Origin of the sequence: Afipia birgiae 34632 (assembly GCF_000308295.2) — a bacterium.
GTDB lineage: Bacteria > Pseudomonadota > Alphaproteobacteria > Rhizobiales > Xanthobacteraceae > Afipia > Afipia birgiae.
The window spans coordinates 1,404,345-1,418,590 of record NZ_HG326652.1 but is presented as its reverse complement, the minus strand read 5'-3'; the positions used below and the strand labels follow the sequence as shown (position 1 = coordinate 1,418,590).

14 protein-coding genes are annotated in these 14,246 nt (G+C 62.1%); 6 read left to right on the top strand and 8 right to left on the bottom strand.

The genetic code is table 11. The annotated features are described in order from the left end of the window. Positions 1-44: 44 nt before the first annotated feature. The 4 genes from BN32_RS06805 (at position 45) to BN32_RS06790 (ending at position 5,908) form a co-directional block, all read left to right on the top strand. Positions 45-902 (top strand): VOC family protein, encoded by an 858-nt coding sequence (locus BN32_RS06805; RefSeq protein ID WP_019197384.1) that lies wholly within the window; start codon positions 45-47, stop codon positions 900-902. A gap of 180 nt (positions 903-1,082) precedes the next feature. Then, on the top strand, positions 1,083-2,849 hold the full coding sequence (gene aspS / locus BN32_RS06800; protein WP_019197383.1) for an aspartate--tRNA ligase: 1,767 nt from the start codon (positions 1,083-1,085) through the stop codon (positions 2,847-2,849). A gap of 242 nt (positions 2,850-3,091) precedes the next feature. Continuing rightward, positions 3,092-5,401: an NADP-dependent malic enzyme gene (locus tag BN32_RS06795; protein WP_019197382.1), complete on the top strand. Its 2,310-nt coding sequence runs from the start codon at positions 3,092-3,094 to the stop codon at positions 5,399-5,401. 51 nt (positions 5,402-5,452) lie between these two features. Further along, positions 5,453-5,908, top strand: coding sequence for a DoxX family protein (locus tag BN32_RS06790; RefSeq protein ID WP_019197381.1), 456 nt, complete (start codon positions 5,453-5,455; stop codon positions 5,906-5,908). Here BN32_RS06790 and BN32_RS06785 read toward each other — a convergent pair. The 5 genes from BN32_RS06785 to BN32_RS06765 form a co-directional block, all read right to left on the bottom strand. Then, entirely contained in the window at positions 5,905-6,456 is a 552-nt protein-coding gene (locus BN32_RS06785; RefSeq protein WP_019197380.1) for a dihydrofolate reductase family protein, read from the bottom strand. The two genes, BN32_RS06790 and BN32_RS06785, sit on opposite strands and share 4 nt — an antisense overlap. 49 nt (positions 6,457-6,505) lie before the next feature. Next, complete coding sequence (locus BN32_RS06780) at positions 6,506-7,492, bottom strand: polysaccharide deacetylase family protein (protein WP_040425524.1); 987 nt, start codon at positions 7,490-7,492, stop codon at positions 6,506-6,508. A gap of 152 nt (positions 7,493-7,644) precedes the next feature. After that, entirely contained in the window at positions 7,645-8,217 is a 573-nt protein-coding gene (locus tag BN32_RS06775; RefSeq protein ID WP_040426082.1) for a glutathione peroxidase, read from the bottom strand. A gap of 74 nt (positions 8,218-8,291) precedes the next feature. Next, positions 8,292-9,944, bottom strand: coding sequence for a hypothetical protein (locus tag BN32_RS06770; RefSeq protein WP_019197376.1), 1,653 nt, complete (start codon positions 9,942-9,944; stop codon positions 8,292-8,294). 67 nt (positions 9,945-10,011) lie between these two features. Then, positions 10,012-11,388 (bottom strand): L,D-transpeptidase, encoded by a 1,377-nt coding sequence (locus tag BN32_RS06765; protein ID WP_019197375.1) that lies wholly within the window; start codon positions 11,386-11,388, stop codon positions 10,012-10,014. A 390-nt stretch (positions 11,389-11,778) separates the two neighbouring features. On the opposite strand from BN32_RS06765, the gene BN32_RS06760 reads away from it, so the two are divergent. Beyond that, complete coding sequence (locus BN32_RS06760) at positions 11,779-12,312, top strand: CreA family protein (RefSeq protein WP_019197374.1); 534 nt, start codon at positions 11,779-11,781, stop codon at positions 12,310-12,312. Positions 12,313-12,429: 117 nt separating this feature from the next. On the opposite strand, the gene BN32_RS06755 is transcribed toward BN32_RS06760, so the two are convergent. Then, complete coding sequence (locus BN32_RS06755) at positions 12,430-12,717, bottom strand: hypothetical protein (protein WP_019197373.1); 288 nt, start codon at positions 12,715-12,717, stop codon at positions 12,430-12,432. Between the two features lie 254 nt (positions 12,718-12,971). On the opposite strand from BN32_RS06755, the gene BN32_RS06750 reads away from it, so the two are divergent. Then, positions 12,972-13,718 carry a glucose 1-dehydrogenase gene (locus BN32_RS06750; RefSeq protein WP_019197372.1) on the top strand — a complete coding sequence of 249 codons (747 nt, stop codon included), beginning with the start codon at positions 12,972-12,974 and terminating at the stop codon, positions 13,716-13,718. A gap of 118 nt (positions 13,719-13,836) precedes the next feature. On the opposite strand, the gene BN32_RS06745 is transcribed toward BN32_RS06750, so the two are convergent. Both BN32_RS06745 and BN32_RS27235 read right to left on the bottom strand, forming a co-directional pair. Then, complete coding sequence (locus BN32_RS06745) at positions 13,837-14,085, bottom strand: DUF6719 family protein (protein ID WP_019197371.1); 249 nt, start codon at positions 14,083-14,085, stop codon at positions 13,837-13,839. 7 nt (positions 14,086-14,092) lie between these two features. Continuing rightward, positions 14,093-14,242 carry a hypothetical protein gene (locus BN32_RS27235; RefSeq protein WP_019197370.1) on the bottom strand — a complete coding sequence of 50 codons (150 nt, stop codon included), beginning with the start codon at positions 14,240-14,242 and terminating at the stop codon, positions 14,093-14,095. Positions 14,243-14,246: the final 4 nt, after the last annotated feature.

Below are 14,246 nucleotides of genomic sequence, written 5' to 3'. Positions count from 1 at the left end.
CTCCGGCATGATTAGGTGCGGCTTCACATGCGAGCTTCACCATCATGATTACTGGACTTGATCACGCCGTCGTTCTGGTTCGCGACATCGAAGCCGGTGTCGCCGGCTACCAGACGCTGCTTGGACGCGCGCCGGCATGGCGCGCGCAAAGCGACGGAGCGGCCACCGCGATTTTCGTGCTCGACAACACGTCGCTCGAATTGATGGCGCCTGCTGGCGAGGGCGCCGCCGCGGATCGCGTTCGTGCGGCGCTCGACAGGCAGGGCGAGGGGCTCGCGAGTCTGGCTTTCAGCGTCGATGACATCGCAAAGGCGCATCACCGCCTCGCGCGGCTCGGCCTGGCGCCGGAGGACATCAGCGATGGTGCGAGCAAGGATCTCGCATCGGGCCGCACGCTGACTTGGAAACGCACGCGCGCGTCGGCCGAGTCCACCCACGGTATCCGGTTGTTCTTTCTTGAGCGTGCGGAACGGCTGGCGCGTTCAGCCGAAACGGCCTCTGTTTCGGTCACGTTGCTCGATCATCTCGTGATCGCAACGCCAGATCCGGAGCGCACCGCGGCGCTGTACGGCGCGCGGCTCGGCCTCGACATGAAGCTGGACCGGACCATTGCCGCGCTGGGAACGCGTTTCCTGTTCTTCAGAACGGGCGCTCTGGTCTTCGAGGTCATCCATCGCATCAAGGACGGCAGAGGGGACGGCCCGGACAAGATTTTCGGGGTTTCGTGGCGTGTCGCCGACATCGAGGCCACGCGGGCCCGGCTTCAGCAGGCTGGTCTCGACGTCTCCGAACCCCGCGAGGGGCGTAAACCGGGTACCCGGGTCTTCACGGTCCGGACCGGCACCTTTGGGGTGCCAACCATTGTGATCCAGCAGGGGCAGCGCGAGGCTCGCGACAGTTAATCGCCGGTCTGCACGTCCCGCAGCGGGCGCATTGTTTTTATTAAGCTTTTTCCCGCCATACGGGAGGGTAAACGGCACCATCCGGTTGCCGCGTTCCCTCCGCTCGGGTAAACCCTGCGCGCGCATTCATGCGCTGATATCCCCTGATTCTTGTCTCTGACGCCGTTTTCCAGGATTTCCATGCATCGCTATCGTTCCCACACCTGCGGCGCCCTCCGCGATTCCGACATTGGTCAGGAGGTACGGCTGTCCGGCTGGTGCCACCGCATCCGCGACCACGGTGGACTGCTGTTCATCGACCTGCGGGATCATTACGGAATGACGCAATGCGTGGTCGATCCGGATTCGAAGGCGTTCGGCCTGGCCGAAAAGCTGCGCGCAGAGTGGGTGGTGAAGATCGACGGCAAGGTGCGCCGCCGCCCTGAGGGCACCGACAACCCCGATTTGCCGACCGGCACGGTCGAACTGTTCATCGCCGACATCGAAGTGTTGGGCGAGGCGGGCGAACTGCCGATGCCGGTGTTCGGCGATCAGGAATATCCTGAGGAAATCCGGCTCAAGTATCGCTTCCTCGATCTGCGCCGCGAGAAGCTGCACCAGAACATCATGACGCGCGGCGCCATCGTCGACTCGATGCGCGCGCGGATGAAGAAGGCGGGCTTCTTCGAATTCCAGACCCCGATCCTTACCGCATCGTCGCCGGAAGGCGCGCGCGACTTCCTCGTGCCGTCGCGTATCCATCCCGGCAAGTTCTACGCGCTGCCGCAGGCGCCGCAGCAGTACAAGCAACTGTTGATGATGTCGGGCTTCGACCGTTACTTCCAGATCGCTCCATGTTTCCGCGACGAGGACCCGCGCGCCGATCGTCTGCCGGGCGAGTTCTACCAGCTCGACCTCGAGATGAGCTTCGTTACGCAGGACGATGTGTTCGCAGCAATGGAGCCAGTGATCACCGGCGTGTTCGAGGATTTCGCCAAGGGCAAGCCGGTTACCAAGAAGTGGCCGCGTATTCCGTTTGCTGAAGCGCTTCGCAAGTACGGCAGCGACAAGCCTGACCTTCGCAATCCGCTGGTGATGCAGGACGTGTCGGAGCATTTCCGCGGCTCGGGCTTCAAGGTGTTCGCGCGCATGCTGGAAGACGCGACCAACCAGGTCTGGGCGATCCCCGGACCGGGCGGCGGTTCACGCGCATTCTGCGACCGCATGAATTCGTGGGCGCAGGGCGAAGGCCAGCCGGGCCTCGGCTACATCATGTGGCGCGAAGGCGGCGAGGGCGCAGGCCCGCTGGCCAACAACATCGGACCCGAGCGCACCGCTGCGATCCGCGAACAGCTTGGTCTCAAGGAAGGCGATGCCGCATTCTTCGTCGCTGGCGATCCTTCGAAGTTCTGGAAGTTCGCAGGCCTCGCACGCACCAAGCTCGGCGAAGAGCTGAACCTGATCGACAAGGATCGGTTCGAACTTGCATGGATCGTCGACTTCCCGATGTACGAGTACAACGAGGAAGACAAGAAGGTCGACTTCTCGCACAACCCGTTCTCGATGCCGCAGGGTGGCATGGAAGCGTTGCAGACGCAGGATCCACTCACGATCAATGCGTTCCAGTACGACATTGCCTGCAATGGCTATGAGATCGCGTCCGGCGGCATCCGCAACCATCGCCCCGACGCGATGGTGAAGGCGTTCGAAATCGCGGGCTATGGCGAGGAAACGGTCATTGAGCGTTTCGGCGGCATGTATCGCGCGTTCCAGTACGGCGCGCCGCCGCACGGCGGCATGGCTGCTGGCGTCGATCGTATCGCCATGTTGCTTTGCGGTACGAACAACCTGCGCGAAATCTCGCTCTTCCCGATGAACCAGCGTGCTGAAGATTTGCTCATGGGCGCGCCATCGGAAGTCGCGCTCAAGCAGTTGCGCGAGCTGCACATCAGGCTCAATCTGCCCTAGTGTGGTGGTTCGCAAGTCCGCGTGATTCCTGCAGCACGCTCTTTTGCGGACTTGCGAACCGAGACCACACTAGAATTATAATTTCTAGTGTCCTTTTGAATCCGAAGTTCGCTATGGAACGTGCTGCGAATTGAAGCGAACTTCGGATTCAGGACACCAGAGCTGAATCGCATAACCGTCGCAAGACGGGACTAAACAGCACTCGTCGAAAGACGGGGCTAAAGAGAATATCGGGAGTGGGTATGGCGTCGACGTTGTCTGAAGAACTGCGCCTCGCGGCGCTGGCTTATCATCGGCTTCCACGGCCCGGTAAACTCGAGATTCAGGCAACCAAGCCACTTGCGAACCAGCGCGACCTTGCGCTGGCCTATTCTCCGGGGGTTGCCGCGGCCTGCGAGGCGATTGCCGCCGATCCGGCGCAGGCTGCCGAACTCACGACCCGCGCCAACCTCGTCGCCGTCGTGAGCAACGGCACCGCCGTGCTCGGCCTCGGCAATATCGGTCCGCTCGCGTCCAAGCCTGTGATGGAAGGCAAGGCGGTCCTGTTCAAGAAGTTCGCCGGCATCGATGTGTTCGACATCGAGATCGCGGCCGACACCATCTCGCGCGTGGTGGAGACGGTGGCAGCGCTGGAGCCGACCTTCGGCGGCATCAACCTTGAGGACATTAAGGGGCCGGAGTGCTTCGAGATCGAGGAGCAGCTCAAGGCGCGGATGAAGATCCCGGTCTTCCACGACGACCAGCACGGCACCGCGATCATTGTCTGCGCGGCGATCCGCAACGCGCTGATGCTGAACGGCAAGAAAATCGAAGACATCAAGATTGTCGCCTCCGGCGCGGGCGCGGCTGCGATCGCCTGCCTCAATCTTCTCGTCTCGCTCGGCGCCCAGCGCAAGAACATCTGGGTCTGCGATATCGATGGCCTCGTCTATGAAGGCCGCAATACGCTGATGGACAAGTGGAAGGCGGTCTACGCACAGAAGACCGACAAGCGCACGCTGGCCGATGTGATCGGCGGCGCGGACGTATTCCTCGGCGTGTCCGCCGGCGGCGTGCTCAAGCCCGAGATGGTCAAGGCGATGGCCGACAAGCCGCTGGTGATGGCGCTCGCCAATCCGACGCCGGAAATCATGCCGGACGAGGCACGCAAGGTGCGCCCCGACGCGATGATCTGCACCGGCCGCTCCGACTTCCCCAATCAGGTGAACAACGTTCTCTGCTTCCCGTTTATTTTCCGGGGCGCGCTCGATGTCGGAGCGACCGCGATCAACGAGGAGATGAAGCGCGCCGCGGTGGATGCGCTGGCGCAGCTCGCGCGCGATCCGCCGTCCGATGTCGTGGTGCGCTTCGATGGCGGCGAGACGCAGGGCTTCGGTCCCGGCTCGCTGATCCCGAGCCCGTTCGATCCGCGGCTGATCCTGCGCGTGGCGCCCGCCGTGGCGCAGGCGGCGATGGACTCCGGTGTCGCGACGCGGCCGATTACCGATTTCGATGCCTACACCGAAAGGCTCAGCCGGTTCGCATTCCGCTCCGGTCTGGTCATGAAGCCGGTGTTCGCCAAGGCCAAGACCCAGCCGGTGCGGGTGATCTACGCCGAGGGCGAGGACGAGCGCGTGCTGCGCGCCGTTCAGGTCGTGCTTGAGGAAAAGCTGGCGCGTCCCATCCTTGTCGGGCGTCCGTCGGTGGTCGCAACGCGCATCAAGCGGTTCGGTCTCTCGATCAACCCCGGCAGCGATTTCGATCTGATCAATCCCGAGGACGATCCGCGTTATCGCTCCTATGTGCAAACCTACATCGATCTGGCCGGGCGGCACGGCATCACACCGGAAGCTGCGCGGACGCTGGTACGCACCAATGCGACGGTGATTGCCGCGCTTGCGGTAGCGCGCGGCGAGGCCGACGCCATGCTGTGCGGCGTCGATGGCCGTTACATGAGCCATTTGCGGCGCATTCGCGAGATCATCGGCGTGACGCCGGGGCTTGCGGACTATTCGGCACTGGCACTGGTGATCACCAGCAAGGGCGCGTACTTCATCGCAGACACCCAGATTCGTACCAATCCGACCGCTGAAGAACTGGCCGAAATGGCAGCGCTCGCCGCTGTGCACGTTCAACGGTTCGGTATCAAGCCAAAAGTGGCCTTCCTATCGCATTCGGACTTCGGCAGCTACGATTCCGCGTCGGCACAGAAGATGCGGCGCGCGACCGAGTTGCTGGTGAACGATCATCCGGAAATCGAAGCCGATGGCGAAATGCACGGTGATTCCGCGCTGACCGAACTGTCGCGCAAGCTGGTGCTGCCGCATTCGCGGCTTGAAGGCTCGGCCAATATCCTGATCATGCCGAACCTCGACGCCGCCAACATCGCGTATCAGATGATCAAGATTCTCGCCGACGCGCTTCCGGTCGGGCCGATCCTGATCGGACCCACGCGCCCGGCCCACATCCTGACGCCGTCGGTGACAGCGCGAGGCATTCTCAATATGACGGCGGTTGCGGCGGTCGAGGCGCAGGAGCGGGCGGGACGGCAACAGCCGACGCTGTTCGGTTGACGGTAACTCCTGTATAGTCCCGTTCGCGGGATTTCAGTGGGGCCGACAAAAATGCCAGCCATAGTCACAGTTGGACGTATTCTGTTCGTCGTCCTGTTTGTGTTTTCCGGGGCCTCCAAGCTATTCGATATCGCATCTACCACGCAGGCGATCACCGAGAAGGTCGTCCTTCCGGCGATGCTGACGCAATACACGTCCCAGCTTGAGGGCTTCACGGGGATGCCGACCGCGCAGATGCTGGCGATTCTGGCTGGCGCGCTGGAAGTTGGCGCCGGCCTGTTCATTGCGTTGAATTTCGGCACGCGGTTCTTCGCATGGCTGCTGGTGTTGTTCGTCGCGGTGACGACGTTCTACTTCCACAATTTCTGGGACATGACCGGCGCGGACCGGATCAACAACATGATCCATGCGCTGAAGAACCTGTCGCTGATCGGAGGGCTGCTGGTGATCGCAGGTTATCCGCGTCCGGTAGCGATGGAAAACAGCAGCCGCTACACCGACGTCTAATATCCAGTTCGCCGCCACGCGGTGACATCGACGCGACGTTCCGCGTCGAGTACGCGCGTTTCCACCGCCTTGAGATCATGGGCGGCTAGAACCTCCTGTGGCATGCGCTGGGGCACTTCGAGAAATCCGCCCATTCCGCCGGGGATGGTCAGGTTGTGCGCCTGCGACAGCCAGAATGTGTCGAAGCGGTCCATGAACATCTCGAATACGACGGGACCGCCGATGATCGCCGCGGTTCCGGTCGTCACGCCGCTCTCACGGCAGGCGTCCTCAAACGACGCGCCCGCGGGATTCCACAACGTCGCCTTGGGATTGGCGGGATCGCGGGCAAGGGCGGGAATGGTCCGGGTCAGAACGATGCGCGTGCGCTCGGGCGAGCGCGGCTGATCCTCGAAAGAATTTCGCCCATGCACGATCAGGTCCGCCGCATCGAGCGCGGATTCGAAAAATCTCTGATCGGCCTCGAACTTCAGTTCCGGCGGCATGATACCGCTGGCGTCCGCGAGCATGCCGTCAGCGGAGACAATCACATAGCCTTCGATACGCATAAGGTGCGGTTTAGCCATTTCCGGGAAAGCCGCAAGTATGCGTTTTCGGCTATTCCGAAATGGTTTGAACCACGCTGTTGACCGGGCGTGCGCTGACCGTCGGCAGCTTCACGTCCTTGACCAGTTCCTCGTCGTATTTCGCGATGGTCTGCATCGGCGCCTTCGCCTTCACCTGCACGACCTTGTAGCCGCCGGCCTTCAGCCGTTTCATGATTTCGGGCAAGGCCTCAGCGGTATGTTTCTGAAAGTCGTGCATCAGGATGATGCCTTTGCCGTTCTTGTCCAGCTTCGACATCACGGTATCGACGACCTTCTGGGCGGTGCGCGCTTTGAAGTCGAACGAGTCGAGATCGCATGACCACATCGAGATGTTGCGTTCGCCCAGATAGGTCACCATCGTAGGCGGATGCTGGAGTGCTGGGAAACGGAACAGCGGTGACGGCGCTGCGCCGAGTGCCCATTTCACCGCACTAAAGCCTTTCTCGATTTCGTCCTTGCGCTGGTCGTCGGTCAGCTTCTTGTTGTTGAGGTTGGCATGCGACCACGTATGCGCGCCGATGGTGTGACCGTCCGCTGCGACATGCTTGAGGATCTCGGGATAGTAGGTGGCGTGCTTGCCGATCGGGAAAAAGATCGCCTTGGTACATTCGTCGGCGAGCGTCTTGAGAACCGATGGCGTGTTGACCGGCCATGGTCCGTCGTCGAACGTCAGCACCACTTCCTTGTCGCGCAGGAAGTCGAGTTGCTTGAAATGCTCGAAGCCGAAGCCGGGACCGCCAGTGGTGTCGATTTGCACCACGCGCGACACGCCGATGGCGTTCGGGTTTGCGCAATTGGCCTTGATAGCCGCCGGTGCAGGTGTTGGAGCCGGGGCGGTCGCAGTTGTTGGTGCTGGGGCCGGAGCCGGCGTTGGAGCCGCGGCTTTGGCCGGTGGTGGTGCTGCGCTGCGCTGCGGGATGAGTGCCTGTGACCAGACGCTGGTGAAGGCGCAGACCGAGATGGCGCTGGCGGCGAAGACAGTTGCCTTGATGCGCATGGAAAATACCCCCGAACGCAAAATCCCCGCGTCCGGCCCGGCGGACGCTGCCGTAGTCCCCAACCATGAGCCTAGACCCACATTGTTTATTGCGCCAACCGATTTTCAAGGGGAGCGTTGGCAGGGTTAATCCAGCCGCCTTACGGGTTCCGTCAGACGGTCAGCGCGCGGGCAATTGCCGTGACAACGCGCGTGTCGGTCGGCTCGACGCGGGAGGAAAACGCGTCGGCGATATGGCCGTCGCGGCCAACGAGATACTTGTGGAAATTCCAGCTTGGGAGATCGGCCGGCCGCTCGGCCGCCGCCCATTTGTAGAACGGATGGGCATTCGGTCCCTTCACGGAGGTCTTGGCCGTGATTGGGAAGCTGACGTGATAGGTCTGCTCGGCGGTATGCGTGATGTCGCCGGCGCCGCCAGGCTCCTGTGCACCGAAATCGTTCGAGGGAACGCCGATGACGGTCAGGCCGCGTTCGCGATATTGCGTCCACAACTCCTGCAGTCCGGCATATTGCGGAGTGAAGCCGCACAGCGAGGCTGTGTTGACCACCAGCAGCGGCTTGCCGGCGAAGTCGGCGAGACGGATGTCGCCGCCCTTCAGCCCCTGAAATGAAAAGCTGTAGGCTGTCATCCGGCTCATCGCAGCCTGTGCGAAGACGGATCGCGTCGCGAGCGGGAATGTTGCGCTAGCCGCAAGGGCCGTTATCACACCTCGGCGGTCGATCATGATGCGCTCCTGAGACACCGTCGCTCAAGATAACGGATTGCCGCCGCGCCAGGTTTCAAGAAGCCGTGACAGTTTCAGGGACGCTTTGGCGGTTTATCGCACCATGGCATCGGCAATTCCGATTGGTAGTACTCGTTCCACTCGCAAATGTATTCGGGGCCGCTGCGCTTCATGACATGCTTCACCGGCTCGGCCTGACTGATGGCGACGTGGGCCACGATCAGCACTGCGCCGACCGGATAGGCCCATTTGCTCCACCGCAGGTCGTTCAACTTTTCCAGCAAAAGTGCGCCGGCCAGAATGATGAGTGGATCGGTCAGGATGAAGTATTCGGCCTTGAGGCCACGCCGTACGCCGAGTGCGTCGATGCTGATGGCGGACAGCAGCAGAAGTGTCGCCTGGATCGCGACCTGCCGTTCGCCTCGGAGCCACGCATACACAATGCCGGGAATAACCAGCCATGTCAGGAACACGGTCGGACGCGGTGACGAGAACAGGACAAACGTGTACCGCTTGAGCACGGAAATGACGCCGTCGAGCAGCAGGCTGAGAGCTGCGAGAATCTTGCCGCCTTCGGTCGCCGAGGTCACCGGCGCGTCGGCAAACACCAGCATTTTCTCGATGGGATTGATTACGGCGACGATGTTTTGAGGATCATACTGCAGATAAAGCGTCAGCAGTCCGAGTGATGCGCCTGCGACAACCGCGAACATCGACGTCAGCGTTTCGGTGGGGCTGACCCGCCATATCACCGCATAGACGATCATGGCGACGCCGATCCAGCAGAGCAGGGCAGCCTGATACACCCCGTACATGCCGCCGATCAGCGCGTTAAGCTGGGCAATGTCGATCGATTCAGGCTCGAGGCCCGCGGCAATCAGCGGCCACGCAAGGCTGAGCATCAGAGCCGCGACAACGGCTGCACCGAGCGTCGCGATCCATGCCCGAGTCGAGTTGTTCCAGAACGCTGTGCTGGTGCTCTCCGGTGTGCCGAACGGCAGCATCATCAACGGCAGTCCTGCGATCAGCAGGATGATCTGAACCTTGTTCTGCATTCCGAGCACGCACAGCGCGGCCGCGCCTGCGAGAGCGAGTGGACGCCATGTGCTGGCGCGGCGGCTCACGGCGATCAGCAGCATCAATGCCAGCGTGAACAGACCCGCCGCGATCAGTTCGCTGCGGAGAATCCGCATATGAACCGCGATGCCGCCTGAGAACGCGAACGCGAATGTGGCAAGCAGCGCCATCCGCCAGTCGCGGAAGATGCACCGGGCGAGTGCGGCGAAGCCGAGCACGAAGACCGTTGCTGTGAGCCACGCCACCACGCGGCCGGCGCGAACCGCGCTGGTCATTGCGGCATCGAATGCGGGTACGTTCAGCGCGGACGGGATCGACGAGAGCCTCCATGCATCGAGCAGGCCGAGCGTGTGCATCAGCTGGAACCACCACTTCACCGACAGGATGGTGAAGTAGGACGGGTGATCGAAGAACGCCTGCGGCTTGCCGTCGTTCATCACGAGCGCGTTGTAGACGATCATGAAATCCATGTCGGCATTGCGCCAGTAGATGACGAAATAGCCGGCGAGGAAAAACGACAAAGCAAGGCCGATCAGGATGACGGCCATACCGCCGGTCCAGCCGAACTGTGTCAGCCGCGCAAGCGCATCACGCCGCGGGTCGGTGGAGGAGGGTTTTGCCGAGATATCGATGTCGGGGGAGGCTGTCATGATCGGCGCGTTCTATCGTAACGCCGAGCCGAAAGCCAATCCCCGCCGGGAGGCAGTTTTGCGCGTACTACCGCAGCGGGACGATGAAATCCGTGCCGCGCCGCCCGGTCTCGTCGCCAAGGCCGCGATCCGACACCGTGATCGAGCCGCCCGGCGCCAGCGCCGACGCGATCCGCTTCATGGCATCTTCGGGAATGGTCAGGCGATCGAGGGCTTCCGTCGGCGACGACGGCGGAGCGGCCGCTGCCATCGCGACGGCTGGGTCGCCGCGCCTGCGCCTCGGTTTTTCTTCCGTTCCACGCATGGGCACTGGCAGCGAGACGACTGACCAGCGCAGGGCGTCGGGATCGGCCTTGTCGGCGCGGACCGTGAAGACGTGGGTGCCGAGCGGGCGATCCGATGCGGCGATGGTGACCGGCGCTTCAAACCAAGGTTCGAAATTCTGCCGTACGTAGATCTTGTTTTCCTTAGCGCTGACAAAGGCCGCGACATGGCCGGAGCGCGGCTTCACCGGACCAATGAATTCAGCCGCGCCTTCGAGCGGAGGCGTGACGCTGGTGGAGATTGCAGGGTCGGTGGCGCGGGCCTGATCCTTATCGATCTTGGGCGCTTCGCTCTTCTGGTTGTCGCCGGGAGACTTATCGCCGGAAGGATCCGAGCTGTCGCGGCTTGCGCTCTCCGCCGGCGCGCCGACGGTGTCCGCATCGCTCCTTTGCGGGAATGTTCCGCTGGCGTCGGCTGTGCGAATGGGCTCGTTCTCGGAAATCGAGCTCAGTCGCAACTGCGGCTTCTCGTGAGTGGCGGCATCGAGGATCGACGAACGATCCGACTTCAGTGTCGAGGCCTGCTGTTCCGGCGCGGGCGCGGCGGCGACCGGCTTCGTATCCGGCTTGCGGGTAATGAGCAGCGGGTGAGAGAAATCAGCCGGCGAGACGTCACCGGGCGTGATGACCACGCGCGCGCCCATGCGGGTCCAGCCCCACATCCGCATCGCAAAATTCATCGGCATACGGATGCAGCCGTGCGACGCCGGATAACCAGGCAGTACGCCAGCGTGCAGCGCGATACCGGACCAGGTGATGCGCTGCATGTAGGGCATCGGCGCGCCGCTGTAGATATTCGAGCGGTGATACTTGTTCTTCTGGATGATGCTGAATACGCCCGTTGGCGTCGAATGGCCTTGCATGCCGGTGGACACCGGCGACTCCGCAAAAAGGCCGTTCTGATCGTAGATTTTCATCTGCTGGTTTTCGACCGAGATCGCGATGACGATCGGTCCCACCGGCTTGGTGGTGTCTTTCGGTGCATCCGGCAGTTTCGGCCGGGCTCGCACCACACGTGGGCGGCGAGGTTCCATTCGTGGCGGCTCGGCGTAGTCACCGCCGGGGTCCATCGGCCAGAACATCTGGGCGTTGGCAGGCAGCACAAATCCGGCTGTCAGCATCACCGCAAGCCATGTGGTCCGCAGGCCACTGGTTTGGGCGGGGCGGGAACTGATGTCACTGCCAAAGGGGGAGGTTGTGCCGACCGTTTTCTGGTGGTCGCCCGGAGAAGGTAGCTGATTGCCGTACACGCGAAATTCCTCAATTGATTCCAGTGTTAGTGTCGCCAACTGGCTGAATGTTCATCGCCGTTCCGGTCTGGATACCGCATTCTGCGTGATTCAAGGTGCCGAAATGCTAGCTGTTGAACTTTCAAAAGCGCTTAACGGCGACTTATCCCTGGTCACAATCCCGTGCCTTCCAACAGGGGTAATGCCACCCCACATGAGGGGTTCCGGCGCGGGACAAGTCGTTCCGCGCTGTTTTGAAGACCCCTTCCTTGGAGCCTCCCAATGTCCTTTCGTCCGATCCGACTGACAGCCGCCGCGCTGTTGGCTAGCGCCTTTGTCTGGCTGGCCATAACGCCCCTGGCCGCGGCCGATGAACCGGACCTGATCTTCCGCCGTTCCACTGTCTTCAAGTTACTCAGCCCGGATGACAAGCTCGCGACCTACGGCGTCGATGACCCGGCCGTGGAGGGGGTGGCGTGCCATTTCACGGTGCCGGAGAAGGGCGGTTACAAGGGCTGGCTCGGTTTGGCGGAGGAAGTGTCCGACATCTCGCTGGCCTGCCGGCAGGTAGGGCCGATCCGCTTCAAGGCCAAGGCCGCGCAGGGCGAGGACATGTTCCGGCAGCGGCGGTCGCTGTTCTTCAAGAAAATGCAGATCGTCCGCGGCTGCGACGCCAAGCGAAACGTGCTGGTCTACATGGTCTACTCCGACAGGCTGATCGAAGGCTCGCCGAAGAACTCGACGTCCTCGGTCCCGGTCATGCCCTGGGGCAGCAACGACACCATCCAGAAATGCAGTGATTTCATTTCTGGATAGAGAACTGGCTAGAGCCCACGTCGCGTCATTGCGTGCGAAGCGAAGCAATCCAGATCAACAACTGGATTGCTTCGTCGCGAGTTCTCCTCGCAATGACGAACGGAGCCGTTGCGGACTCTACGCCGATCTGTTCTTGAGCATCCCGACGATAGCGGTCAGCACCGCGCCGGCGACGCCGCCGCCTGCGATTTGACCGATCATCGCGCCGATGTCCGGTGTTGAAGCCGTGTTGGCCAGCATCGGAATCAGCATCCCGAGAATCTGTCCGCCCACGCCGCCGCCGATAGCGCCGGCAATGGTATTCCCCATCGTACCAAGATCGATGTTCTTGGCCGCGCCGGCGACGTTTCCGCCGATAGCGCCGCCGATAATCTGGATCAGCAGATTAACAAGTAAGCCCGACATGATTTCGTCTCCCGGTCCGGAGTCACGTTCATCACGACGGCGCCGGACTCATTCGTCGCGCCTTGCAACTGTAGGACGATAGAACCGGCGGTCACGCTGCAGCTGCGAACTCGTACGACGAAAAGCCGGGCGACAAGTCATCGAATTGTCTTGCGCAATGTCGACTCAGAGGTGACGCGCGCCGCGCGCGGCTCTTGCGTTTGCGGGTTGTTTGATCGACGCTTGCCGGACAACAAAATCAAGGGGCGGACAACATGCGTCTCAAGAACAAGGTTGCGCTGGTCACGGGCGGCGCATCGGGATTTGGCGCGGCCATCGCACGGCTGTTTGTGGACGAGGGCGCCAAGGTCGTGATCCTCGATCTGAACGGCGAGGGCGCGGCGCGCGTTGCTGCGAACACCGGCGGCGCCGTTGCGGTCGCGGGCGATGTCTCAAAGCGGGGTGACATCGACAAGGCCGTTGCAACGGCGGTCGAGACATTCGGACGGCTCGACATCGTGGTGAACAATGCGGGCTGGTCGTTCCGCAACAAGCCGATCATGGACGTGACGGAAGACGAGTTCGACCGCGTGTTCGCGGTCAACGTCAAATCGATCTATCACATGACGAACGCCACCGTGCCGCTGATGCGCAAGCAGGGCGGCGGCTGCATCATCAACATCGGCTCGACCGGCGGTATCCGTCCGCGTCCGGGGCTCACGTGGTACAACGGCTCGAAGGGCGCGGTGAACCTGCTCTCCAGCGCGATGGCGGCGGAACTTGCGCCCGACAAGATTCGCGTCAATTGCGTCGCGCCGGTGATGGGCGAGACCGCGCTGCTCGAAACCTTCATGGGTGTGCCCGACACGCCGGAAAACCGCGCGAAGTTCATCGCGACAATCCCGCTCGGCCGCATGTCGCAACCGGAGGACATCGCCAAGGCGTGTGTCTATCTGGCGTCGGACGATGCGGACTTCATCACCGGCGTGGTGCTGCCGGTGGACGGCGGCCGGACGATTTAGACTGGATCAGTAGAGACTGCCACGCCGTCATTGCGAGGAGCGCTCGCGACGAAGCAATCCAGTTTTTGTGGGCTTTCTGGATTGCGTCGCTTCGCTCGCAATGACGAGCGAAAAACCTCTAGCGCTTGCCCTTGCGATCGACGCATTTGCGGGAAGCTTCAACGCCCGCTGCGGTGAGGCGAAGGCCTGACACTTCCTTGATCTGCCCAGCGGGGCAGGAGCCGTCATCGACATAGATCTTCTGACCGAGCCGCAGATCGGTGATGTCGGATTCGCGGCCAACGATGTCGGCGCGAGCGATAGCGGTGAATGCCAGCGATGTCATAGCGCCGAGCAACAGCGTTCGCGGCAGGGATACTGCGATCATGGGTGGCTCACTTGTTCTGGATTTTCAGCCCGTCAGGGCCGACGTTGATCTGCAGGCCCTTCGGTTCCCTGTTGTCCTGGTAGACCTTGTAGCCAAGCACGGCGACCGCGATTACGAGTGCGCCAACGACGGCGTAGAGGATGTTGCGATTGTCCATAAGG